The 24,692-nt window shown below is 68.7% G+C and carries 22 protein-coding genes, 1 pseudogene and 1 riboswitch; all 23 genes and pseudogenes read left to right on the top strand.

Annotated features, from left to right (window positions below; translation table 11 throughout):
- Positions 1-80 precede the first annotated feature (80 nt).
- Positions 81-731 carry a translation initiation factor IF-3 gene (gene infC, locus JOF42_RS14100; protein ID WP_307803649.1) on the top strand — a complete coding sequence of 217 codons (651 nt, stop codon included), beginning with the start codon at positions 81-83 and terminating at the stop codon, positions 729-731.
- 73 nt (positions 732-804) lie between these two features.
- The gene (rpmI, locus tag JOF42_RS14095) at positions 805-999 is read left to right on the top strand and encodes a 50S ribosomal protein L35 (RefSeq protein WP_017828564.1); all 195 of its coding nucleotides are present in this window, start codon (positions 805-807) and stop codon (positions 997-999) included.
- Between the two features lie 32 nt (positions 1,000-1,031).
- A complete protein-coding gene (gene rplT / locus JOF42_RS14090) occupies positions 1,032-1,418 on the top strand; it encodes a 50S ribosomal protein L20 (protein WP_029262486.1) in 387 nt (128 codons plus the stop codon).
- Positions 1,419-1,520: 102 nt separating this feature from the next.
- Positions 1,521-2,333 carry a TrmH family RNA methyltransferase gene (locus tag JOF42_RS14085; RefSeq protein ID WP_210098406.1) on the top strand — a complete coding sequence of 271 codons (813 nt, stop codon included), beginning with the start codon at positions 1,521-1,523 and terminating at the stop codon, positions 2,331-2,333.
- Positions 2,334-2,409: 76 nt separating this feature from the next.
- Positions 2,410-3,078, top strand: a complete 669-nt coding sequence (locus JOF42_RS14080) for a response regulator transcription factor (RefSeq protein ID WP_210098405.1) — start codon at positions 2,410-2,412, stop codon at positions 3,076-3,078.
- A gap of 5 nt (positions 3,079-3,083) precedes the next feature.
- Positions 3,084-4,460 (top strand): ATP-binding protein, encoded by a 1,377-nt coding sequence (locus JOF42_RS14075; protein ID WP_210098404.1) that lies wholly within the window; start codon positions 3,084-3,086, stop codon positions 4,458-4,460.
- Entirely contained in the window at positions 4,457-5,437 is a 981-nt protein-coding gene (locus JOF42_RS14070; protein WP_210098403.1) for a TAXI family TRAP transporter solute-binding subunit, read from the top strand. Before JOF42_RS14075 ends, JOF42_RS14070 begins: the two co-directional genes overlap by 4 nt.
- Before the next feature lie 355 nt (positions 5,438-5,792).
- Positions 5,793-6,539: an amino acid ABC transporter ATP-binding protein gene (locus JOF42_RS14065; protein ID WP_210099216.1), complete on the top strand. Its 747-nt coding sequence runs from the start codon at positions 5,793-5,795 to the stop codon at positions 6,537-6,539.
- Positions 6,540-6,585: 46 nt separating this feature from the next.
- A pseudogene (locus tag JOF42_RS14060) lies at positions 6,586-7,494 on the top strand (glutamate ABC transporter substrate-binding protein).
- Positions 7,495-7,554: 60 nt separating this feature from the next.
- Entirely contained in the window at positions 7,555-8,211 is a 657-nt protein-coding gene (locus JOF42_RS14055; protein ID WP_210098402.1) for an amino acid ABC transporter permease, read from the top strand.
- Complete coding sequence (locus JOF42_RS14050; RefSeq protein ID WP_210098401.1) at positions 8,208-9,131, top strand: amino acid ABC transporter permease; 924 nt, start codon at positions 8,208-8,210, stop codon at positions 9,129-9,131. The genes JOF42_RS14055 and JOF42_RS14050 overlap by 4 nt, the downstream gene beginning before the upstream one ends.
- Before the next feature lie 49 nt (positions 9,132-9,180).
- Complete coding sequence (gene pheS / locus JOF42_RS14045; protein ID WP_210098400.1) at positions 9,181-10,221, top strand: phenylalanine--tRNA ligase subunit alpha; 1,041 nt, start codon at positions 9,181-9,183, stop codon at positions 10,219-10,221.
- The gene (gene pheT / locus JOF42_RS14040) at positions 10,221-12,725 is read left to right on the top strand and encodes a phenylalanine--tRNA ligase subunit beta (protein ID WP_210098399.1); all 2,505 of its coding nucleotides are present in this window, start codon (positions 10,221-10,223) and stop codon (positions 12,723-12,725) included. Before pheS ends, pheT begins: the two co-directional genes overlap by 1 nt.
- Before the next feature lie 98 nt (positions 12,726-12,823).
- Positions 12,824-13,540 carry a ribonuclease FAU-1 family protein gene (locus JOF42_RS14035; RefSeq protein ID WP_210098398.1) on the top strand — a complete coding sequence of 239 codons (717 nt, stop codon included), beginning with the start codon at positions 12,824-12,826 and terminating at the stop codon, positions 13,538-13,540.
- A 64-nt stretch (positions 13,541-13,604) separates the two neighbouring features.
- On the top strand, positions 13,605-14,570 hold the full coding sequence (locus JOF42_RS14030; RefSeq protein WP_210098397.1) for an NAD-dependent epimerase/dehydratase family protein: 966 nt from the start codon (positions 13,605-13,607) through the stop codon (positions 14,568-14,570).
- A 23-nt stretch (positions 14,571-14,593) separates the two neighbouring features.
- Positions 14,594-14,687, top strand: a riboswitch (TPP riboswitch).
- Positions 14,678-15,526 carry a hydroxyethylthiazole kinase gene (gene thiM, locus JOF42_RS14025; protein ID WP_210098396.1) on the top strand — a complete coding sequence of 283 codons (849 nt, stop codon included), beginning with the start codon at positions 14,678-14,680 and terminating at the stop codon, positions 15,524-15,526. (Overlaps the previous riboswitch by 10 nt.)
- Positions 15,523-17,673, top strand: a complete 2,151-nt coding sequence (locus JOF42_RS14020) for a bifunctional hydroxymethylpyrimidine kinase/phosphomethylpyrimidine kinase (protein ID WP_210098395.1) — start codon at positions 15,523-15,525, stop codon at positions 17,671-17,673. Before thiM ends, JOF42_RS14020 begins: the two co-directional genes overlap by 4 nt.
- A 244-nt stretch (positions 17,674-17,917) precedes the next feature.
- Positions 17,918-18,970, top strand: coding sequence for an N-acetyl-gamma-glutamyl-phosphate reductase (argC, locus tag JOF42_RS14015; protein WP_210098394.1), 1,053 nt, complete (start codon positions 17,918-17,920; stop codon positions 18,968-18,970).
- Positions 18,967-20,124, top strand: a complete 1,158-nt coding sequence (gene argJ / locus JOF42_RS14010) for a bifunctional glutamate N-acetyltransferase/amino-acid acetyltransferase ArgJ (protein WP_210098393.1) — start codon at positions 18,967-18,969, stop codon at positions 20,122-20,124. The genes argC and argJ overlap by 4 nt, the downstream gene beginning before the upstream one ends.
- Positions 20,121-21,041: an acetylglutamate kinase gene (gene argB, locus JOF42_RS14005; RefSeq protein ID WP_210098392.1), complete on the top strand. Its 921-nt coding sequence runs from the start codon at positions 20,121-20,123 to the stop codon at positions 21,039-21,041. Before argJ ends, argB begins: the two co-directional genes overlap by 4 nt.
- On the top strand, positions 21,038-22,249 hold the full coding sequence (locus JOF42_RS14000) for an acetylornithine transaminase (RefSeq protein ID WP_210098391.1): 1,212 nt from the start codon (positions 21,038-21,040) through the stop codon (positions 22,247-22,249). The genes argB and JOF42_RS14000 overlap by 4 nt, the downstream gene beginning before the upstream one ends.
- Positions 22,246-23,175: an ornithine carbamoyltransferase gene (gene argF / locus JOF42_RS13995; protein ID WP_210098390.1), complete on the top strand. Its 930-nt coding sequence runs from the start codon at positions 22,246-22,248 to the stop codon at positions 23,173-23,175. The genes JOF42_RS14000 and argF overlap by 4 nt, the downstream gene beginning before the upstream one ends.
- On the top strand, positions 23,175-24,605 hold the full coding sequence (gene argH / locus JOF42_RS13990) for an argininosuccinate lyase (protein WP_210098389.1): 1,431 nt from the start codon (positions 23,175-23,177) through the stop codon (positions 24,603-24,605). Before argF ends, argH begins: the two co-directional genes overlap by 1 nt.
- Positions 24,606-24,692: the final 87 nt, after the last annotated feature.

The raw sequence follows: 24,692 nt of genomic DNA, 5'->3' as shown, positions 1-24,692 counted from the left end.
GCGAAGCCGGCGTCTGAATGCCGGTGGGTGGGGGACGATTCTGATTTCGCCCGGGGTGCTGACTGCATTCTGGTGGCCGAATCCACTCGTCTAAGGAGTTACGCATCAGCGATCCCCGCACCAATGAGCGCATCCGCGTCCCCGAGGTCCGCCTCGTCGGCCCCGCGGGTGAGCAGATCGGCGTCGTCCGCATCGAGGCGGCGCTGCGCCTTGCGCAGGAAGCCGACCTCGACCTCGTCGAGGTCGCACCCAACTCGAAGCCGCCCGTGGTCAAGATCATGGACTACGGCAAGTTCAAGTACGAAGCCGCCCAGAAGGAGAAGGAAGCTCGCCGCAACCAGGCGAACACCATTCTCAAGGAGGTCCGCTTCCGCCTGAAGATCGAGGCGCACGACTACACGACCAAGCTCAAGCGCGCTGAGGGCTTCCTCAAGGCCGGCGACAAGGTCAAGGCCATGATCCTCTTCCGCGGTCGCGAGCAGTCGCGCCCCGAGCAGGGTGTCCGCCTTCTCCGCAAGTTCGCCGAGGATGTCGCGGAGCTCGGAACCGTCGAGTCGAACCCGACCATCGACGGTCGCAACATGGTCATGATCGTGGCTCCGCTCAAGAGCAAGTCCGAGGCCAAGCAGGAGCAGAACGCCGTTCGCGACGCGCAGCGCGCAGCGAACAAGCAGGCTGCCCGCGAGGCCAAGGGCGATGCGGATGCACCCGCTGCCGCCGCAGCGGAGTGACTCCCGCCCCCAAGACTCCCGCACCGCGGGTTGACACCGTCGCCTGAGAAGGCGCCATACGAAGGAAGAGAAGATGCCGAAGCAGAAGACCCACTCGGGTGCTAAGAAGCGCTTCAAGATCACCGGCAGCGGCAAGCTGAAGAAGCAGCAGGCCGGGATGCGCCACAACCTCGAGCACAAGTCGAGCCGTCGCACCCGTCGCCTCAACCAGGACCAGGTGCTGTCGAAGGCTGACACCAAGGTCGCCAAGAAGCTTCTCGGCCGCTGAGCGCCCGAACGCACGAATAGGAACACAGGAAAATGGCAAGAGTCAAGCGGGCGGTAAACGCCCACAAGAAGCGTCGGGTCATCCTCGAGCGCGCAAAGGGTTACCGCGGTCAGCGTTCGCGCCTCTACCGCAAGGCCAAAGAGCAGGTCATCCACTCCCTGGTCTACTCGTACCGTGACCGTCGCAAGCGCAAGGGCGACTTCCGTCGCCTGTGGATCCAGCGCATCAACGCCGCTGCACGCCAGAACGGCATCACGTACAACCGCTTCATCCAGGGCCTCGGCCTCGCGGGTGTCACCGTCGACCGTCGTATGCTCGCTGACCTCGCGGTCAACGACGCAGCGACCTTCACGACGCTGGTCGAGACGGCCAAGAAGGCTCTGCCCTCTGACGTCAACGCCCCGAAGTCTGCTGCGTAAGCAGCTCTTCACCACAGAGGACGCCCTCCTTCGGGAGGGCGTCCTCTGTCGTTCTCCGGCCGTTTGCGCAGCGAGGTGCCTGCGGTTCTCTAGACTGTGATCGTGCTGGAGAACCCCCGCTCCCCCCGAGTCCGAGCCGTCGCGAAGCTGACCAAGCGCAGTGCGCGCACGGAGACAGGGCTGTACCTCCTTGAAGGTCCTCAGGCGGTGCGCGAAGCGCTGACCTACAGTCCCGAGGTGATCGTCGAGCTGTTCGCGACGCCGAACGGGTGGGACAAGCACCCCGACATCCGGGGCAAGGCGACGGATGCGGGAGTCGAGGTCGAGTACGTCACCGAGTACGTGCTGAATGCGATGGCCGACACGGTCACGCCGCAGGGGCTCGTCGCCGTCGTCCGGCAGACCCCCACCTCGGTACGAGACGTCTTCGCCGGATCCCCTCGGTTGGTCGCGATCTGCGAAGAGATCCGCGATCCCGGCAACCTCGGCACGATCATCAGAGCAGCGGATGCCGCCGGTGCCGACGCCGTGATCCTGACCGGTCGCACGGTGGATCCGTACAACCCCAAGGTCGTCAGGGCCACCACCGGCTCGCTGTTCCATCTGCCCGTATCCGTGGGTGCCGAGCTCGACGACGTCGTGAAGAAGGCCCATGCCGCAGGACTCCGCGTCCTCGCCGCCGATGTGAAGGGCGATGACCTGCTGCGGGCGCGTGCCGACGGCGTCCTCGCAGAGCCGACTGCCTGGCTGTTCGGCAATGAGGCCCGAGGACTCGAAGACGAGGCACTGGCCCAGGCCGATCTGGTCCTCAAGCTGCCGATCTTCGGTCGGGCGGAGTCTCTGAACCTGGCCACGGCTGCCAGCGTCTGCCTGTATGAGAGCGCCTTCGCGCAGCGCGCGGAGAGTCTCGCCTGACGTCTCGCCATCCGCCTGGGGTCCGCACGGCTGGTAGGTTTGTGCCTGCTCGAGCGCAGAAGGAGACCCGGAGTCGATGCGGATTCTGATCGTGGAGGACGACGAGCGCGTCGCCGCCGCCCTCGAAGCCTTCCTCGCGAGATCGGGGTATGCCACCGAACGCGCCGCCGACGGCGCATCGGCGTTGGAGATGCTGAGCGCGGACACGGAGGTCGTGCTCCTGGACCTCGGGCTGCCCGATGTCGACGGGATCGACCTGTGTCGACGCATCCGGGGTCGCTCGGAGGTTCCCATCGTGATCGTGACCGCGCGCAACCAGGTCACCGAACGGATCAGGGGACTGCGGGCCGGTGCTGACGACTTCGTCGTCAAGCCGTACGACGTGCACGAGCTGCTGGCCCGTATCGAGGCGGTCACCCGTCGCTCGCGTCCGATGCGCCCCGAGTCGGACGTGCGGGTGCAGCTGCAGGACGGCGCCGTCGAGATCGACCTCGTGGGACGACAGGTCGTGATCGATCGGGCTCCGATCGAGCTCACCCGCAAGGAATTCGACATCGTGGCCGTCCTCGCGCGGTATCCGGGCGTGGCGGTGCCGAAGGAGCGCCTCATCCGAGAGGTGTGGAACACCGATTGGCGCGGGTTCGGCCATTCACTGGAGGTGCACGTCGGTGCGATCCGCAAGAAGGCCGGTCGGCGTCACCTGATCGAGACCGTACGCGGTGTCGGCTACCGGCTGGCGGGATAGCGCCGATGCGGCGGCGTCTCATCGTGGTGTTCCTCGTGCCCCTGGTCGCGATCCTGCTCTCGCTGGGCGGCGCCGCCGCGTGGAGTGCGACCCGCAGCATCCAGCAGTCGTACTACACCGAGCAGCTCGGTGATCTCGGATACTTCTCCACCAGTGCGAGACAGGCCCTGCGGTCGGGGAGCCCGACCGTGATCGATGCCGAGGTCGAACGATTCGAGCAGGTCTACGGCATCGACGTGGTCGTGTTCGATCTGGCCGGGAGCGTCTGGGCTGCCGGGAATCGCGACGCCGAGGTGCTCCCAGACGAGGACGCCGCACGGGTGCGGCTCGCGCTCTCGGGACGTCGGGCGGATGCTCCCGAGCCGGTGTTCCCCTGGACAGCGGGGGACTCGTCGCTCGTCGAGCCGATCTTCGACGACGGCGACGTCATCGGCGCGGTCATGGTGTCTGCCGATGTCGAGGCGCCGCGGACGGAGATCCTGCGGCAGCTCCTCATCCTGACGATCGTGGCAATCGTGTCGGTCGGTCTGGGCGTGCTGCTCGTGTTCCAGCTGGCGAGATGGGTGCTGTCTCCCGTCCGCCGCCTCGACGAGGCCATGGTCGCGATCGAACGCGGCGAGATGGACGCCCGTGTCGCAGAAGACACCGGTCCGCCGGAGCTGCGTCGGATGACACGGGTGTTCAACGGGATGGCGGATGAGATCGAGAAGGTGATGACGCGCCAGCAGGAGTTCGCGCTCAACGCCTCTCATGAGCTGCGGAATCCGCTCAACGCGCTGCTGCTGCGCGTGGAGCACCTGTCGACGGGACTCGACGCCGACTGGCAGGACGACGTCGAGGAGACCCGCGAGGAGGGCAGGAGGATGGCGCGGATCCTCGAGACGCTGCTCGGACTCGCGCGAGGGGGCCGGGCCGACACCACCATCTCGGCGGTGGATCTGGCGGCGCTCGCGGCCAGGCGTGTCGAGGCGTGGCGCGATGTGGCCGCACAGCGGAGCATCCTCATCCGCTCGACGGCAGCCGGGCCGGTGATGAGCGCCACGGACCGCACGATCGTCGAGAGCGCGCTCGATGCCGTGATCGACAACGCGGTCAAGTACTCACCGTCCGATTCCGTCGTGGAGGTGGGCGCATCCCGCACCGATGAGGTGTGTCTGTTGACCGTGCGCGATCACGGTCCCGGGCTGACCCGGGAGCAGGTCGCGCTCGCCACCGACCGATTCTGGCGCAGCGACGACACCGGCGAGGCGCCGGGCTCAGGGCTGGGGCTCGCGATCGCGACCGACCTGCTCGACTCGATCGGCGGAGAGCTGCGGGTCGAGTCGCCCGATGCCGGCGGACTGCTGGTCTCCCTGGTGCTCCCCGACGGAGCGGTGCGATGACGCGGCCGGGCGGGTCTCGGACGCTGTGGCGGCGGATCGTCGGTGTCGCGGCTGTGGTCGTGCTCGCCGGTGCATCGAGCGCCTGCAGCACACGCGCGAGCGAGTGGGACGACTCTCGATACGAGATCGCCAGCGGCGGGGCGAACGGCGTCTACTTCGCCTATGGGAGCGAGCTCGCGGCGGAGCTGTCGGAGACGCTCGACGTCAGGATCGACGCGGCGGAGACGGCCGGTTCGGTCGACAACCTGCTGCGGGTCGGGTCAGGCGAGGCCCTCGTCGGATTCGCGCAGGGCGATGCGGCCGCGGATGCGGTCGCGGGGGAGGGCGCCTTCGACGAGCCCCTGGCGGTGCAGGCCGTCGCTCGGCTGTACGACGAGTATCTCCACGTGGTCGTGCGCGCGGACTCCGAGATCGACGATCTCACCGACCTCGCGGGTAAGACGGTGTCGCTCGGAGCGGAGAACTCGGGCGTGCACGTCATCGCCGGACGAGTTCTGGATGCCGCTGATGTCGACATCGCCTCCATCAGCGATCCTGAACTCGATCTCGGGGAATCCATCATGGCGTTGGAGGGATCCGAGATCGACGGATTCTTCTGGGTCGGTGGGATCCCGACGCCGGGCATCGCCGACCTGGCGGAGACGACGCCGGTCAGACTGCTCTCGATCGAGCAGACCTGGGTGAACACGGTCAACGCGCGTTACTCCGACGCCTATCGTCCCTCGGACTTCCCGGTCGGGCTGTACGGGCTCGCGCAGCCGGAGCCGACGATGGCCGTCCCCAACTATCTGGTGACATCGGCCGCCACCCCGGACGACGTGGTGCGAGACATCCTCGCCGGGCTGTTCGCGTCCCGCACCGACATCGCGCAGGACGTTCCGGCGGCGGCGCTGCTCGACCGCAGACAGGCGATCTTCACGGGACCGGTCGAGCTCCACCCCGGGGCTGTCGAGTACTACCGAAGTCAGCGAGACTGAGGCCTCAAGAAATCCTCAAGAAGTCCTCGCCGCCGCATCCCGCTCTGCCAATCTGAGGTCGATCGCGCTCGATTCGACGGAGAATTCAGATGACACGGAGCCCACGCCACTCATGCAGGCGCGGGGTCGGTCGTCCCGACGGATCGGCTCGCGATCGGATCCGATCGGAGGCTTGCTGCCTCGTCCCGCATGGGGGAGGAACGCGGCAGCAGGAACGCCCCCACGGTTCGCGGGGGCGGACCGTGGGGCACTCCCGTGGTCGGGCGCATCCGGCCCCATCGCGTGGTTACGAACGTGTAAATGTCGACGCATGTGTGTGGAGCCCCGTGATCGACCTGGCTAGTTTGGAGAAATGATGACCTCTGGTAAGCCTCTCGTCGTGGTCGACAACGTCCAGAAGCACTATGGCGACTTCCAGGCGCTCACGGATATCGATCTCACGGTGAACGCCGGCGAGGTCGTCGTCGTGATCGGTCCGTCCGGCTCGGGCAAGTCGACCCTGTGTCGCACGATCAACCGGCTCGAGACCATCACGAGCGGCACGATCAGCATCGACGGCAAGGCGCTCCCTGCCGAGGGCAAGGGGCTCGCGACACTGCGCGCCGACGTCGGCATGGTGTTCCAGTCGTTCAACCTCTTCGCGCACCTGACGATCCTCGAGAACGTCACTCTCGGCCCCATCAAGGTCCGAGGCCTGAAGAAGGCGGATGCCGACAAGGAGGCCATGGCGCTCCTCGAGCGTGTCGGCGTCGCCAAGCAGGCGTCGAAGCTCCCCGCTCAGCTCTCGGGCGGCCAGCAGCAGCGCGTCGCGATCGCTCGCGCCCTGGCGATGCACCCCAAGGTCATGCTCTTCGACGAGCCGACCAGTGCGCTCGACCCCGAGATGATCAACGAAGTTCTCGACGTGATGGTCGAACTCGCCCATGAGGGCATGACGATGATCGTCGTGACCCATGAGATGGGCTTCGCGCGCAAGGCCGCCAACCGCGTGGTCTTCATGGCCGACGGGCGCATCGTGGAGGAGGCGACTCCCGAGGAGTTCTTCACGGCTCCGAAGAGCGACCGAGCCAAGGACTTCCTCTCGAAGCTCCTCACGCACTGACCGAGCCCCACAGACCCTGCACACACAGCACACGAAGGAGACGCACATGCGACGCACACGGACACTGGCAGGAATCGGGATCGCCGCGGCAGCGCTGCTCGCGCTGACCGCCTGCAACAGCGGTAGCCCCTCCAGCCCCGGCGCAGGCACCGGCGGCGACGAGGGCGAGGACTCGACCTGGTTCGAGGTCGCCAGCGATGTCCAGCTCGAGGGCAGCCCGACGTTCGACGCCATCCAGAAGCGTGACAAGGTCATCGTCGGCGTCAAGGAGGACCAGCCCGGTCTCGGCTACCTCGACGTCACGACGGGCGAGCGCACCGGCTTCGACGTCGACATCGCCCGATGGATCGCCGCCTCGCTCGGCTACGACGAGGACAAGATCGAGTTCAAGCCGATCGCCTCCGCGAACCGCGAGCAGGCGATCACCAACGGTGACATCGACTACTACGTCGGCACGTACTCGATCAACGACAAGCGCAAGGAGCTCATCGACTTCGCGGGCCCGTACTTCATCACGGGCCAGGGACTCCTGGTCGCCGCGGATGCCGATGACGCCGAGGCGCTCGAGGACTTCAACGGCAAGACCGTCTGCTCCGCGACCGGCTCCACGCCGATCCAGAACATCAAGGCGAACTTCCCCGACATCAAGACGCAGGAGTACGACCTGTACTCCGCGTGCGTCCAGGACCTGATCGACGGCAAGGTCGACGCGGTCACCACCGACCAGGCCATCCTGATCGGCTATGCGGCCCAGTACCCGGATGACGTGAAGGTCACCGGCGGACTCTTCACCGAGGAGCGCTACGGCGTCGGCCTCACCAAGGGTGACGACGCGCTGCGCGCGCACATCAACGAGCTCTTCACCGACGGTGGCGACATCTGACAGGCGATCTTCGACAAGAACCTCGGCTCCAGTGGCATCGAGGTCGAGCAGCCCGAGGTCGACGCGTACTGATCGGCATGGGCGGCCTCCTCAGGGAGGCCGCCCTCACACTTCTGAAGAAGGGAGGGTGGCGTGGACGTCATCTTCGGCAACCTCGACCTGTGGGGACAGGCGATCAGCAACACGCTGATCGTGTTCTTCGCCGGCGGGCTCATCGCTCTGGTCCTCGGACTGATCGTCGGAGCGATGCGCGTATCGCCGGTGCCGATCGCCCGGGGCGTCGGCACCGTGTACGTCAACACCGTGCGCAACACCCCGCTCACCCTCGTGTTCTTCTTCTTCATCTTCGGGTACCCGCAGCTGGGTCTGCCTGACCTGTCGAACCTCGTGCTCGGCATCCTCGCGATCGGCATCTACACCGCGACGTATGTGGCCGAAGTGCTGAGGGCGGGAATCAACACCGTTCCGGTCGGGCAGGCCGAGGCCGCACGAGCGATCGGCCTGCCGTTCGGGCAGGTGATGGGCCTCGTCATCCTCCCGCAGGCCTTCCGTTCCGTGGTCCCGCCGATGATGAGCGTCTTCATCGCCCTCCTCAAGAACACGACCGTCGCCGCAGGGTTCTCGGTCGCCGAGCTCGCGGCACTGCGATCCACGATCAACGATTCCGCCGACCGCCCGGGCAACCCGATGGAAGTCCTCCTCTGGGTCGCCGTGGTGTTCGTCGCCCTGGTGCTGCTGTTGAGCTGGTTGCAGCGATATCTCGAGAACCGATGGAGGATCGCGCGATGAGCTCTGTACTGTACGACGTCCCGGGGCCCCGGGCCATCGCCCGGAACCGCCTCATCGCGGTCGCGACGATCATCCTCGTCCTCGCGGCGATCGGCTTCATCGTCTTCCGGATGGTCGAGACCGGCCAATTCTCCGCCGAGAAGTGGTTCGTCTTCACCTTCGCCAACGTCTGGATGGGAATCCTCAAGGCGCTCGGCAACACTCTCGCCGCGTTCGCGCTGGCTGCCGTCCTCAGCGTCATCCTCGGCTTCGTCCTGGCGATCGGGCGTCTCTCGGAGCACGCGTGGGTGCGGATCCCGGTCACCGCGATCACCGAGCTGTTCCGTGCCGTCCCCGTGCTGGTCTTCATGATGCTGCTCTACTACGGCCTCCCCGTGGTCGGCGTCAAGATGGAGCCGTACTGGGCCGTCGTCATCGCGCTGATGGCGTACAACGGGTCGGTCCTCGCCGAGGTGCTGCGAGCAGGCATCGAATCCCTGCCACGAGGACAGAAGGAGGCCGGGTACGCCATCGGACTCCGCAAGAGCGGTGTGATGCGGCTGATCCTTCTGCCGCAGGCGATCCGAGCGATGCTCCCGGTGATCGTCGCCCAGCTCGTCGTCACGATGAAGGACACCGCGCTCGGCTTCATCATCACGTACCCCGAGCTGCTGTACTACGCGAAGCAGCTCACCTCGCAGCAGGGGCGCCCGATCCTGCAGTCGGCTTTCGTGATCGGCGGCATCTACATCATCATGTGCCTGATCCTCTCGGGCATCGCGCGATGGGTCGAGATCAGCACGCGGCGCTCGCCCAAGGTGCAGGCCATCCAGGGCGGCGAAGATCCTCGCCAGCATGAAGACGGCACCAACACCGAGCTCATCGCGCTGCAGAAGGGTGCAGGCAAGTTCGACCAGGGTGGTGGCCCAGGCACGATCTGACGCTCTACCGGCGCGGGGCGACCGCCCCGCGCCGGTAGACTCCTGTCTCGTGTCTGAGTCTCCCGAAATCACCCCGGAAGCAGTCGAGGCCGCTGTCGCAGCCGCCCTCGAAGCGATCGCCGCCGCCGCCGATACGGCCGAGCTGAAGGCCGCCCGTGCCGCCCACGTCGCAGAAGGATCCCCCCTCGCGGTCCTGAACGCGTCGATGCGCCAGGTGGCCCCAGAGAACAAGGCCGCGTTCGGCAAGCTCGTCGGCCAGGGCCGCGGGCAGGTCACCAAGGCCCTCGCCGCGAAAGAGGCCGAGCTCGCCACCGCCGAGGTCGCCGCCCGTCTCGAATCCGAGCGTGTCGACATCACGGCCGTTCCGTCGCGCACGCGCGTCGGAGCACGGCATCCGCTGACCCTGCTGAGCGAGCAGATCTCGGACATCTTCGTCGGCATGGGTTGGGAGATCGCGGAAGGACCCGAGCTCGAGCACGAGTGGTTCAACTTCGACGCCCTGAACTTCGACGTCGACCACCCCGCTCGCCAGGAGCAGGACACGTTCTACGTCGACCCGCCCTCGCGCCACCTCGTGATGCGCACGCACACGAGCCCCGTGCAGGTGCGCTCGATGCTCGACCGTGACGTGCCGATCTACGTGCTGTGCCCGGGTCGCGTCTACCGCACCGACGAGTTCGACGCGACGCACCTCCCGGTCTTCACGCAGTTCGAGGGGCTGGTCGTCGACAAGGGCATCTCGATGGCGCATCTCAAGGGCACGCTCGACCACGTCGCGCGTCAGCTCTTCGGTCCGGAGGCCAAGACGCGCTTCCGCACGAACTTCTTCCCCTTCACCGAGCCGTCCGCCGAGCTCGACCTGTGGCATCCGACCTTCAAGGGCGGCGCGCGCTGGATCGAGTGGGGCGGATGCGGAATGGTCAACCCGAACGTCCTCCGGGCGGCCGGGATCGACCCCGACGTGTACAGCGGTTTCGCGTTCGGGATGGGCGTCGAGCGCGGGCTCATGTTCCGCAGCGACGTGCAGGACATGAGGGACATGGCAGAGGGCGATGTCCGATTCAGCGAGCAGTACGGGATGGTGGTGTGATGCGCGTCCCGCTTTCGTGGTTGCGTGAGTACGTCGATCTGGCAGCGGATGCGACGCCCGAGGATGTCCTCGCGGCGATGGTCACCGTCGGCTTCGAAGAGGAGGACGTGCACCGCTTCGAGATCTCGGGTCCCGTGGTCGTCGGACAGGTCGTCTCCCTCGAGGGGGAGCCGCAGTCGAACGGCAAGACCATCAACTGGTGCCAGGTCGACGTCGGAGAGGCGAACGGCGGCATCCGCGGGATCGTCTGCGGCGCCCACAACTTCGTCGCCGGTGACAAGGTCGTCGTGACCCTGCCCGGTGCCGTGCTGCCCGGTCCGTTCCCGATCGCCGCGCGCAAGACCTACGGTCACGTGTCCGACGGCATGATCGCGTCTGCGCGCGAGCTGGGTCTCGGCGACGAGCACAACGGCATCCTCGTGCTGGCCGACCTCGGCATCGACGCTCCCGTCGGCACCGACGCCATCAGCCTGCTCGGGCTCGACGACGTCGCCGTCGAGATCAACGTCACACCCGACCGCGGGTACGCGTTCTCTCTGCGAGGCGTCGCCCGCGAGTACTCGCACGCCACCGGCGTCACCTTCCGTGACCCGGCCGAGCGCGACTTCGCCGAGCTCCAGCCGGGCAGCGGGCACACGGCGGTCGTCGACGATACCGCCCCCATCCGCGGGCGTGTCGGTGCGAGCGAATTCGTCACCCGCGTGGTCCGCGATGTCGACCCGTCTCGGCCGACCCCGCCCTGGATGATCGCTCGTCTGTCGCTCGCGGGCATGCGCTCGCTCGGCATCCTGATCGACATCACCAACTACGTGATGCTCGAGCTCGGCCAGCCGCTCCACGGCTACGACCTCGACAAGCTCGCAGGCGGGATCACCGTGCGCCGCGCGAACACCGGCGAGAAGATGACGACTCTCGACGGCCAGGAACGCACGCTCCATGGCGAAGACCTGCTCATCACGGACGAGTCGGGTCCGATCGGCCTCGCCGGTGTCATGGGCGGCGGCACCACCGAGATGAGCGACACCACGCACAACGTGCTCATCGAGGCGGCGATCTTCGACCCCATCACGATCGCGCGCACCGCCCGTCGGCACAAGCTGCCGAGCGAGGCCTCCAAGCGCTTCGAACGCGGCGTCGACCCCCTGGTGCCCTTCGTCGCTGCTCGCCGCGCCGCCGACCTGATGGTCGAGTTCGCCGGCGGGTCGCTCACCGAGGAGGGTGGCGCCCTCTTCGCCGAGGTCTTCGTCGCCGACATCGAGCTGCCGACCGGTTTCGTGCAGGGCCTGATCGGCGTCGACTACACCGACGCCGAGATCGAGGGCGCGCTGACGACGATCGGCGCGGACGTCACCGCGACGGATGCCGGCTGGACCGTCATCCCGCCGACCTGGCGCCCCGACCTCACCGACAAGTGGTCGCTCGCCGAGGAGGTCGCCCGCATCCACGGTCTCGACCGTATCCCCTCGGTGCTGCCCACGCCGCCGTCCGGCCGTGGCCTGACCGCGCACCAGCAGGGCCGTCGTCGGGTGTCCGACGCGCTGGCCGCTGCCGGCTTCGTCGAGACGCCGTCCTTCCCCTTCACCACCGAGGCGGAGAACGATCTGCACGGATCGGCGTCGGGCGAGCATTTGCCCAGCATCCGGCTCGCGAACGCGCTCGACGGATCCGCTCCGTTCCTGCGCCGCTCGCTCATCCCCGGGCTCCTGCAGACCGCGCACCGCAACATCTCGCGAGGCCTCACCGACCTCGCCCTGTTCGAGACCGGCGTCGTCTTCCTCCCGGAGCCGGGCGTCGAGTACGGCACCGACGAGGTGCCTCCGCTCGGTGCTCGCCCGTCGGATGAGACGCTCGCCGCGCTGAACGCGTCGATCCCGCCGCAGCATCGCCACGTCGCAGTGCTGCTCACGGGCAACGTGATCGCACGGCAGCCCGGCCGAGCCGCAGAGCCGGCTGGTCTGTCCGAGGCGCTCGATGCGGCTCGGGTCATCGCCGCGGCCGCAGGCGTCGACATCGACGTCGTCCAGGGGCAGCGTGCCGCGCTGCACCCGGGGCGCACGGGCGTGCTGTCCGTCGGCGACACCGAGGTCGGATACGTCGGCGAACTGCACCCCGACGTGGCGTCCGGTGCCGACCTTCCCGGTCGTGCCACGGTGCTCGAACTCGACCTCGACGGCGTCCTCGCGCTGGCGGATGCCCGTGCCGTCGCCGCCTCGCTGTCGACGTTCCCCGCCGCCACGCAGGACGTCTCGCTCGTGCTCGGCGTCGATGTGCCGGCAGGTGAGGTCCGTGCTGCGCTGACCGAGGGCGCCGGGAAGATGCTCGAGGCGATCCGTCTCGTCGACGATTACCGCGGCGAGGGACTCGCCGAGGGGGAGAAGAGCCTGACGTTCGCGCTCCGGTTCCGCGCGGACGACCGCACCCTCACGGCTGCCGAGGCGACCGAGGCGAAGCTCGCGGGAGTCGCCGTCGCGTCCGAGCGTTTCGGCGCGACCCTCCGCGACTGATCCGCGTGAACGCGACCTGCCTCCTGAGAGGGGTGCAGGTCGCGTTCGTGTGCTCCCGCCTCCACGCCCTCGCGGGGCGCCCGAGGTAGCGTGTGGAGATGAGCATCCTTCCCCACAGCACCCCTGCGGCGGTGCCCGACGGTGTCCGTGCGATGGGCGAGGGGCCGTTCCTCCAGCCGGGCGATCAGATCGACTGGCACTACCGCAAGCCGGGCTGGCAGCCGGGTGACGCATCGACCATCACGCCCATGCGCGTGGTCCGCGACGACGCGCGCGGGCTCGTGGCCTGGCTCGCACCGGGCACGCTGCAGGAGGGCCAGGGGACTCCGGCGGGTGAGCGGGTGCGCACGGTGCCGCTGGAGCGTCGGTGGCTCGAGCCGCGGACCCGCATCGTCGAGGAGTGGTGGGGCAACGGGATCCTGCGTATCGCCCCCGCGGGGGCCGCGTGGTCCGTGTGGCTGTTCTGGAGCGAGGTGAGCGGACCGGACTGGCAGTTCGCCGGGTGGTACGTCAACCTCGAGAACGCGCATCTGCGTACGGACCGCGACACCTACTCGTCGGATCACATCCTCGACGTCGAGATCGAACCCGACGGCAGGATCTCACTCAAGGACGAGGACGAACTCGTCGCCGCCATCGCACAGGGGCGGCTCACGCGGGAGCAGGCCGCACAGATCGAGCGTCATGCGGATGCGGCGATCGAGTCGTTCCACTCGGGTGAGTGGCCGTTCGATCCGCGGTGGCAGGCCTGGCGCCCCGACCCGTCGTGGACCATGCCTGAGCTGACCGGGCTCTCCGACCTGCGCCGGCCGTGAGCACGGCATCCGCCCTGAGCGGAAGGCCCTTCCCCTCGGGCACGGATGCTGATGGCATGGGTGCATGACAGATGTGCTGATCCTCGGCGGAACAGGCTGGTTGTCGGGTCGGATCGCCCGACGGATGCTGGTGAACGGGGCGACCGTGATGTGCCTCGCACGGGGAGGACGTCCGTCGCCTGAGGGGGCGAGCCTCGTGCTGGCCGACCGCGACGACCCGGCCGCGTACGACACCGTCTCGGGTCGCGACTGGGATCAGGTGATCGACATCTCATCGAACGCGGCGCACGTGGCGGCGGCGGTCGCCGCTCTCGGGGAGCGAGCCGCCCGTTGGACCTACGTCTCGTCGATGTCGGTGTACTCCGACGACGCCACCATCGGTGCCGACGAGACGGCCTCCGTGCACGCGCCGGCCCAGCCCGGGGACGAGTACGAGTACGGCGCGCAGAAGGTCGCGGCCGAGAGCGCCGTGCGCGCACTGGGCGAGCGAGCGCTGATCGTGCGCCCCGGGCTGATCGTCGGCGAGGGCGACCCGAGTGATCGATTCGGATACTGGGCGGCGGCATTCCTCAGGGCCGTGGACGGACCGGTTCTGCTCCCGAACGCCGAAGGCCGCAGTACGCAGGTCATCGACGTCGACGACCTGTCGGAGTTCATCGCCACGACCTCGGCCACCGGTGTGATCAACGCGATTGGTGACCGGCATCCGCTCGCCGACGTCCTCGCGACCGTCAGGCGGCTCGCTGATCACCGGGGCGACACGGTGGTGGCTGAGGACGACTGGCTCGTCGAGAACGGCGTCGAATTCTGGGCGGGGGAGCGCTCGCTGCCCCTCTGGCTGCCCGCCGATATGACGGGCTTCATGACCCGAGCCAACGCCCGGTACTGCGCCGCGGGCGGCGACCTGCGACCGCTCGACGAGACCGTCGCGGTCGTCATCGCCGACGAGCAGGCGAGAGGGATCGATCGGGACAGGCGTGCCGGCCTCACCCGCTCGGATGAGCTCGCGCTGGTGCAGCTGCTGAGCTGATCACCGGTCGTCGCTAGACTTCGAGCAGTGACACGGGGTGCCGCATCCGCGGCTGAGAACAGACCCGTCGAACCTGATCTAGTTCGTACTAGCGAAGGGATGTCGCATTGAGCGATCGTCTGCGTCCAGAATCCGAATCGACCCTGGCGGCCACGGCTGCCGAGCTGCTGTCCGCGCTCCGCGAGACACCACCGCTGACCCACTGCATCACGAACACCGTCGTCACGGGCTTCACGGCCAACGTGCTGCTGGCTCTCGGCGCCGCACCCGCCATGGTCGACATCGTCGACGAGGCGGGGCTCTTCGCGGGAGTCGCGTCCGGGGTGCTGATCAACCTCGGCACGCCCACACCCGAGCAGCGGGAGGCGAGCCTGGAGGCCGTCGCCGGCGCGAATGCCGCGGGCACCCCGTGGGTGCTCGATCCCGTCGCGATCGGGGCGCTGCCCGTGCGCACCGCGCTCGCGCACGACCTCGTCGCCGCGCGTCCCACGGCGATCCGGGGGAACGCCTCCGAGATCCTCGCGCTCGCCGGGCTGAGTGCGGGCGGGCGAGGCGTCGACGCGACCGATACGCCGGACGCCGCCATCGACGCGGCTGTCGCGCTCGCCGTCCGTCACGGTTCCGTCGTCGCGGTGTCCGGTGCCGTCGACCTCATCACCGACGGCCACCGCGTCGTGCGCATCGCGAACGGCGACGAACTGCTCACCCGCGTCACCGGGGGAGGCTGTGCTCTGGGTGCCGTGATGGCCGCGTTCCTGGGCGCGGCGCGCACGACAGGCACCGAATCCCTCGTCGCCGTGGCCGCTGCCAGCCTGGCCTACACGGTCGCCGCAGAACGTGCGGCGATGCGAGCCTCGGGTCCCGGCAGCTTCGCGGTCGAGCTCCTCGACGCGCTCGCGTCTGTACAGCCGCACGACCTCGCCGCTGCGGCGCACATCGAGGAGCGTGCGCTGTGATCGCGGACCTCTCGCTCTATCTGGTCACCGACCCGGACCTCTGCGGAGAGCGCGGAGTCGTGGAGACCGTCCGTCAGGCGGTCGACGGCGGCGTGCGCATCGTGCAGCTGCGTGACAAGACGGCGACGGATGCCGAGACCACGGCGCAGCTGCTCGAACTGTCACGCGTGATCGACGGACGCGCGCTCCTCGTCGTGAACGACCGCCTCGACGCCGCACTCGCCGCACGGAAGCAGGGTGCGAGGGTCGACGGTGTGCATCTCGGGCAGGGGGACGCCTCCGTGCTGCGTGCGCGTGAGGCGCTGGGCCCCGAGGCGCTCATCGGGCTCACGGCGAACAACGCGGACCACTTCGAAGCGGTGCGAGCGCTGCCGCCCGGCACCGTGGACTACCTGGGCGTCGGCGTGATCCGCCCGACCACCACCAAGCCCGATCATCCGCCGGCCCTCGGCGTCGAGGGTTTCCGTGCCCTCGTCGAGGCGACCGCGCTCCCGTGCGTGGCGATCGGAGGCGTGGCCATCGACGACACCGAGCGGCTTCGGGATGCCGGTGCGGCCGGGCTCGCGGTGGTCTCGGCGCTGTGCGCGGCGGCGGATCCGACGGCGACCGCGGAGGCGTTCGTGCGTCGGTGGCGGGCGGCCGGCACACCGCGGGTGCTCAGCATCGCCGGGAGCGATCCCTCGGGAGGCGCGGGGATCCAGGCCGACCTCAAATCGATCGCTGCCCACGGCGGCTACGGAATGGCGGCGCTGACCGCGCTGACCGCCCAGAACACCACCGGCGTCAGCGGCCTGCACGTACCGCTGGCGGCCTTCCTGCGACAGCAGCTCGACGCGATCTCCGACGACATCGTCGTCGACGCGGTCAAGATCGGGATGCTCGCGAACGCCGACGTCATCCGAACGGTCGCCGAGTGGCTCGACGTCGTCCGACCGCCGATCGTCGTGCTCGACCCGGTCATGGTCGCCACGAGCGGCGACCGGCTGCTCGACCAGGACGCGGAGGCGGCGCTGCGCGAACTCCTCCGGCGTGCACACGTCGTGACCCCCAACCTCGAAGAGCTCGCGGTGCTCGCGGGGCGCTCGATCTCCGGATGGGCCGATGCGCTCGCCGCAGCGGAGGAGCTGTCGGCGATGATCGGCGCCGCGGTGCTGGTGAAGGGCGGACACCTCGACGGCGACGATGTTCCCGATGCGCTCGTGGACGTCGCCCGGGGTGTGCGGCGGGAGTTCCCCGGCACGCGGATCCGCACCGCGAACACGCACGGCACCGGCTGTTCGCTCTCATCCGCGCTCGCCACGCGCCTCGCTCGGGGGGAGACGCCCGTCGACGCCGTCGCCTCGACCCGGTCGTGGCTTCGCGAGTCCCTGCGCGAGAGCGAGGGGCTCCAGGTCGGGCGCGGTCACGGACCGATCAACCACTTCGCAGGTCTGTGGGCGCGGGGCGGCGTCGAGACGAACCGCGCGCCCGAAGAGATCCGCGCCGAGTGGTGGCAGCGCACGGCGGCGGTGAGGGCGAGCATCGACGAGCTCCCGTTCATCCGGGGTCTGGCCGACGGCACGCTCGCCCGGGACCCGTTCCTGTTCTATCTCGCCCAGGATGCGCTCTATCTCCGCGAGTACGCGCGCGTGCTCGCGGAAGCCTCACGCCTCGCTCCCACTCCGCGCGAACAGGCGTTCTGGGCGCACTCCGCCGAGGGTGCGATCATCGGCGAGCTCGAGCTGCACGCGTCGTGGCTGACGCCCGACGAGGGCGTGGATGCCTCGACGTTCGCCGCCTCTCCCGCGCCGGCGACCGTCGCGTACCTGGACCACCTGCGCTCCGTGGCGTTCGGCGGCGATTACGCCGAGCTGATCGCCGCGGTGCTGCCGTGCTTCTGGCTCTACACCGATCTCGGCCGGCGCCTGCACGCGGGCGAATTCGGCGACTATGCGCGGGATCCCCGGCATCCGTACGCCACGTGGCTCGCCACCTATGCGGACCCGGCGTTCGAGGATGCGACGGATCAGGCGATCACCCTCGTCGCGGACGCAGCGGCGATCGCCGCGCCGACCGCACGGGATCGGATGCTCCGAGCATTCGAGGTGTCGAGCGCCCACGAGCTCGCCTTCTTCGCCGCCCCGTTCGCCTCCGCCGTCTCTGCGTGACGGAACCGATTTGCGCATGCCGCGACGAGCGCGCTATCGTCGCGGCATGCCTTCGGCCGCCACCGCAACTCTGACGCTCGTTCCGAGCGTCATCGCCGTGCGCCGACGCCGCAGCGGCCGCCGACTCTAGGCGACCCTGCGCTTCTGCCTGCGTACGCACGGCGGTCGAGTGCCGGTGTCGCCGCCCCGGTTCCCGACACTGCACCCCGAGTTCGACACGGGGTCCGACCGTTAAGGTAGAAGCATGACGTACTCCGTCGCCGTCTCCGGCGCATCCGGCTACGCGGGCGGCGAGATCCTGCGCCTCCTCGCGTCGCATCCCGACATCGAGATCCGCACCGTCACGGCGCACTCGAACGCAGGCCAGCCGCTCGTGCAGCACCAGCCGCATCTGCGCTCCCTCGCACACCTGACTCTGCAGGACACGACGCCCGAGATCCTCGCCGGTCACGACATCGTCTTCCTCGCGCTTCCGCACGGTCAGTCGGGTCAGTACACCGACGCCCTCGGCGACACTCCTCTCGTGATCGACGCGGGCGCCGACCATCGGCTGACGTCGCAGGATTCGTGGGATGCGTTCTACGGGGGCGACTTCCACGAACCGTGGGCGTACGGCGTCCCCGAGCTCCTGGTCGACGGGGTGAAGCAGCGCGAGACGCTGCGCGGCGCGACACGGATCGCGGCCCCCGGATGCAACGCGTCGACGGTGAGCCTCAGTCTCGCCCCCGGAGTCGCGGCCGGAGTGATCGACCCCGGCGACATCGTGTCGGTTCTCGCCGTCGGCCCGTCCGGTGCGGGCAAGAGCCTCAAGACCAATCTGCTCGGCAGCGAGATCCTCGGCAGCGCCAACCCCTATGCGGTCGGCGGCACTCACCGACACATCCCCGAGATCCGGCAGGCGCTCGCCGCCGCATCCGGCGCCGCGGCCGACGGCATCCGCATCTCCTTCACCCCGGTGATCGTCCCGATGTCGCGGGGCATCCTCGCCACCTCGACCGCACCGATCGCGGGCGACGTGAGCGATGCCGAGATCCGGTCCGCGTGGGAGAACGCCTACGGTGACGAGACCTTCGTGCAGCTGCTGCCCGAAGGTCACTTCCCGCGCACCGCCGACGTGCTCGGTGCGAACACCGCGCTGATCGGTCTCGCGATCGATCGTGCCGCGAACAGAGTCACCGTGGTCACCGCGGTCGACAACCTCGTCAAAGGCACCGCAGGCGCTGCCATCCAGTCCATGAACCTCGCGCTGGGGCTTCCCGAGTCCCGCGCCCTCTCAGTGAACGGAGTCGCGCCGTGAGCGTCACCGCCCCCGCAGGATTCGAGGCGGCGGGAGTCGCCGCCGGCCTCAAGACCACCGGCAAGCCCGATGTCGCCGTCGTCGTCAACCGCGGCCCGCGCAAGGTCGGTGCCGCCGTCTTCACGAGCAACCGCGCCAAGGCCAACCCGATCATCTGGTCGCAGCAGGCCGTCGCCGACCGCGTGGTCGAGGCCGTCGTGCTGAACTCCGGAGGAGCGAACTGCTTCACCGGGAGCTTCGGGTTCCAGACCACGCACCAGACGGCCGAGAAGGCCGCAGAGCTCCTCGGCGTCAGCGCCGGCGATGTGCTCGTCTGCTCGACCGGTCTCATCGGCGTCGGCGACGAGGTCTTCCGCGGCAAGGTGCTCGCAGGCACCGAGCAGGCGATCGCCGCGCTCTCGGCCGACGGGGGAGAGGTCGCGGCCGAGGCCATCATGACCACCGACAGCGTCTCGAAGGCCGCGGTCGTCACCCGCGACGGCTGGACCATCGGCGGCATGGCCAAGGGAGCGGGCATGCTCGCACCGGGCCTCGCCACCATGCTGGTCGTCATCACGACGGATGCGGTGCTCGAGCCGCTCGAGGCGGATGCCGCGCTGCGCGCAGCGACGGGCACCACGTTCGACCGTCTCGACTCCGACGGCTGCATGTCGACGAACGATCAGGTCACCCTGCTGGCGAACGGCGCATCGGGCGTCGTGCCCGACGCCGAGGACTTCACCGCCGCTCTGCGCGAACTGTGTCAGCAGCTCGCGGTCAAGCTGCAGGGCGATGCTGAAGGTGCCAGCCACGACATCACGATCGAGGTGCAGCACGCCGTGTCCGAGGGTGAAGCCGTCGACGTCGGTCGCTCGGTCGCCCGGAACAACCTCTTCAAGGCCGCGATCTTCGGCAACGACCCGAACTGGGGTCGGGTGCTCGCGGCGATCGGCACCACGAACGCGCAGTTCGACCCGTACGACGTCGACGTCTGGATGAACGGCGTCCGGGTGTGCAGCGAGGGCGGTCCGGATCGACCGCGCGAAGAGGTCGACCTGACTCCGCGCGCGACCCACCTGGTGATCGATCTCAAGGTCGGAGAGGCGACGGCGACGATCCTCACGAACGACCTCACCCACGATTACGTGCACGAGAACAGCGCCTACGCCTCATGACCACCGACATCCAGGACACCACGCCGGACGTCGCCGCCGTCAAGGCCGCGACGCTCATCGAGTCGCTCCCGTGGCTGAAGAAGTTCCGCGATCAGATCGTCGTCGTCAAGTACGGCGGCAACGCCATGGTCTCGGACGAACTGCAGGAGGCCTTCGCCCAGGACATCGCGTACCTGCGCTACGTGGGTGTGCAGCCCGTCGTCGTGCACGGCGGCGGACCCCAGATCTCCGACATGCTGCAGCGGCTCGAGATCCCGAGCGAGTTCAAGGGCGGCTACCGCGTCACGAACACCGAGGCGATCGGTGTCGTGCGCATGGTGCTCACCGGCCAGGTGAACCCGCAGCTGGTCTCCAAGATCAACTCGCACGGGCCGATCGCGACCGGACTCAGCGGTGAGGACGCCGGGCTCTTCGGCGGCCGTCGCCGAGGTGTCGTGATCGACGGCGAGGAGATCGACCTCGGTCGCGTCGGCGACGTCGTCGAAGTCGACCCGACGCCCGTGCTCGACCACCTCGCCGCCGGTCGCGTGCCGGTGGTCTCCAGCATCGCACCCGACCTCGACCACCCCGGTCAGTCGCTGAACGTGAACGCGGATGCCGCGGCTGCGGCCCTCGCGGTCGCGCTCAAGGCGCGCAAGCTCGTCATCCTCACGGATGTCCCGGGGCTCTACGCCGACTGGCCCAATCGCGATTCTCTCGTGTCGCACCTCACGTCGGAGGCACTCATCGAGATGCTCCCGACCCTCGAGTCCGGCATGATCCCGAAGATGAAGGCGTGCCTGGATGCGATCGAGGGCGGCGTCGACGCCGCCGCCATCATCGACGGACGAGTACCGCACTCGGTGCTCGTCGAGCTCTTCACCAGCAAGGGAATCGGAACAGAAGTGGTCTTGGGAACGGCAGGGGCGAACGCATGAGCAATTGGCAGGATGACGCAGCGAGCGATCTGGTCCTCAACGCAGGGCCCCGTCTGGCGATGCTCACCCGCGGCGAGGGTTCGTATCTCTGGGACTCCGAGGGCAAGCGCCACCTCGACTTCCTCGCCGGTATCGCGGTGACCTCTCTCGGTCACGCGCATCCGGTGTTCGTGGAGGCCGTGTCGCGACAGGCGGCGACGCTCGCGCACGTGTCGAACTACTTCGCGACCCCGTCGCAGCTGGCGCTCGCCGCACGGCTGAAGCGCCTCGCCGGTGCCGGGATCGACGGCCGCGTGTTCTTCTCGAACTCCGGCGCCGAAGCGAATGAGGCGGCGTTCAAGCTCGCCCGTCTGCACGGCGGCACCGAGAAGCCGCGCATCATCGCGCTCGAGAACGGATTCCACGGACGCACCATGGGATCGCTCGCGCTGACCGCCAAGGCCGCCATGCGCGCGCCGTTCGAGCCGATGCCCGGTGGGGTGGAGCACATCCCCGCGACGATCGAGGCGCTCGAAGCGGCGATCGACGACCGCGTCGCCGCCGTCATCGTCGAGCCCATCCAGGGCGAGGCAGGTGTCGTCGAGCTTCCCGAGGGCTACCTGCAGGCGGCGCGGTCGCTGACGCTCGCCCACGGAGCACTGCTCATCGTCGACGAGATCCAGACGGGAGCCGGACGCACCGGCGCCTGGTTCGGGTTCAGTCACGAGGGGATCACTCCCGACGCCATCACGCTCGCCAAGGGCATCGGCGGCGGCTTCCCGATCGGCGCGCTCGTGACCTACGGTGCGGCGAGCTCGCTGTTCACGCCCGGCTCGCACGGCTCGACGTTCGGCGGGAACCCCCTGGCCACGGCGGTCGCCGACGCGGTGCTCACCGAGATCGAGGACGCCGGACTCGTCGAGAATGCAGCGCGCCGCGGCGAGGAGCTGCGCGAGATCATCGCCGGGCTCGAGTCGCCGCTGATCACCGGTGTGCGTGGTCGCGGACTCCTGATCGGCGTCGGCCTGAGCGCCCCCGTCGCGAACGACGTGGTCGCCGCAGCCCAGGAACGCGGTCTCATCGTGAACGCGGCGAACCCCGAGACCGTGCGCATCGCCCCCGCCCTCACCATCGGAGACGCAGAGCTCGCCGAGTTCCGCGAACTCTTCGCCGCATCGCTCGCCGATGTCCAGGCATCCCTCACCGAATCCGGAAAGGCCCTCGCATGACCCGCCACCTTCTGCGTGACGACGATCTGACCCCCGCAGAGCAGGCGGAGATCCTCGATCTCGCCATCGAGCTGAAGAAGGACCGCTGGGCGAACAAGGCTCTCGCCGGCCCGCAGACGGTCGCAGTGATCTTCGACAAGTCGTCGACCCGCACCCGCGTCTCGTTCGCGGTGGGAATCGCCGATCTCGGTGGCTCCCCGCTGATCATCTCGACGGCGAACAGTCAGCTCGGAGGCAAGGAGACCCCGTCCGACACCGCGCGCGTGCTCGAGCGTCAGGTCGCGGCCATCGTCTGGCGCACCTACGCCCAGTCCGGACTCGAGGAGATGGCCGCCGGAACCACCGTTCCGGTCGTCAACGCCCTCTCGGATGACTTCCACCCGTGCCAGCTGCTCGCCGACCTGCTCACGATCCGCGAGCACAAGGGCGATCTGAAGGGTCTGACCCTCACGTTCTTCGGTGACGGTCAGAGCAACATGGCGCACTCCTACGCACTCGCCGGTGTCACCGCCGGTATGCACGTGCGCATCGTCTCGCCCGTCGACTACGCGCCGCGCGCCGATGTCGTCGAGGCGGCCGACCGCCGCGCCGCCGAGACCGGTGGGTCCATCACGCTGTACACCGACGCGGTCGAGGCCGCGGCGGGAGCCGACGTCGTGGTCACCGACACCTGGGTGTCGATGGGCAAGGAGGAGGAGAAGCTCGCGCGCATCCGCGATCTCGGCGGGTACAAGGTGACGCCCGAGACCATGGCGCTCGCCGACTCCGAGGCGATCTTCATCCACTGCCTCCCCGCCGACCGCGGTTACGAGGTCGACTCCGAGGTGATCGACGGTCCGCAGAGTGTGGTCTGGGACGAGGCGGAGAACCGTCTGCATGCGCAGAAGGCCCTGCTCGTCTGGCTGCTCAGCAGGAAGGACGCGTGATGGTCGACGCGAAGAACGAAGGCACCAACGAGGGCGCGCTCTGGGGCGCTCGGTTCGCGAGCGGTCCCTCGCCCGAGCTGGTCGAGCTCAGTCGGTCGACGCACTTCGACTGGGTGCTCGCGCCGTACGACATCGCAGGATCCCACGCCCACGCGACCGCACTCGCGGCGGCCGGGTATCTCGAGCCCGACGAGGCGACGCGGATGCACGAGGGACTGGATGCCGTGGCGCGCAAGGTCGCCGACGGCACGCTGCAGCCGGTCCCGTCCGACGAGGACGTGCACGGTGCCCTGGAGCAGGCGCTCATCGCCGAGCTCGGCCCTGAGCTCGGCGGACGGCTCCGTGCCGGACGCAGCCGCAACGATCAGATCGCCACGCTCGTGCGGATGTACCTGATCGACCACGCCCGCGTCATCGCCCGCGACCTGCTCCGCGTCATCGACGCGCTCGTCGCCCAGGCGGAGGCGCACCCGGATGCGATCCTTCCCGGACGCACGCACCTGCAGCACGCGCAGCCGGTGCTTCTCGCGCACCACCTGCAGGCGCACGGCTGGCCGCTCGTGCGCGAGCTCGAACGTCTCGTCGACTGGCGTCGTCGCGCCGGCGTCTCGCCCTACGGCGGGGGAGCCCTCGCGGGTTCGACCCTCGGACTCGACCCCGCGCTCGTCGCGACCGAGCTCGGACTCGATCGTCCGGCCGAGAACTCGCTCGACGGCACGGCCGCCCGCGACGTGGTGGCCGAGTTCGCGTTCATCACTGCGATGACCGGAGTCGACATCTCGCGCCTGAGCGAGGAGATCATCCTCTGGAACACACGCGAGTTCGGATTCGTCACCCTGCACGACAGCTACTCGACCGGGTCGAGCATCATGCCGCAGAAGAAGAATCCCGACATCGCCGAGCTCGCTCGCGGCAAATCCGGGCGTCTGATCGGCAATCTGTCCGGTCTGCTCGCGACGCTCAAGGGGCTTCCGCTCGCGTACAACCGCGATCTGCAGGAAGACAAGGAGCCGGTCTTCGACTCTGTCCAGACCCTCGAGGTCGTGCTTCCCGCGTTCGCCGGCATGATCGCGACGCTGCGCTTCGACACCGAGCGGATGGCGGCTCTCGCGCCCCAGGGCTTCTCGCTCGCGACCGACGTCGCGGAGTGGCTCGTGAAGCGGCGTGTGCCGTTCCGGGATGCCCACGAGATCTCGGGCGCACTCGTCCGTGCCTGCGAGGAGCAGGGGATCGGCCTCGAGGATGCCTCCGACGAGCTGTTGCTGTCGGTGTCGCCGCATCTGGTTCCGGAGGTCCGTGAGGTTCTCACGATCGAGGGTTCCGTGGCGTCCCGCACCGGCGCCGGAGGCACGGCGCCCGTGCGGGTGGCAGAGCAGCGGGCTGAGCTCGTGGCCCGGGCGCAGGCGGCCGCGCACGCGCTCGGTCTCTAGCCGGCGATTGCGGAGGAGCGACGACTCGTACGACGGAAGACGGCCCGCGGAGACTCTCGACGAGAGCATCCGCGGGCCGTTCTGTTC

The organism is Microbacterium phyllosphaerae, from assembly GCF_017876435.1.
In the GTDB taxonomy this organism is placed as follows: domain Bacteria; phylum Actinomycetota; class Actinomycetes; order Actinomycetales; family Microbacteriaceae; genus Microbacterium; species Microbacterium phyllosphaerae.
This window is presented reverse-complemented; position numbering and strand designations above follow the sequence as displayed.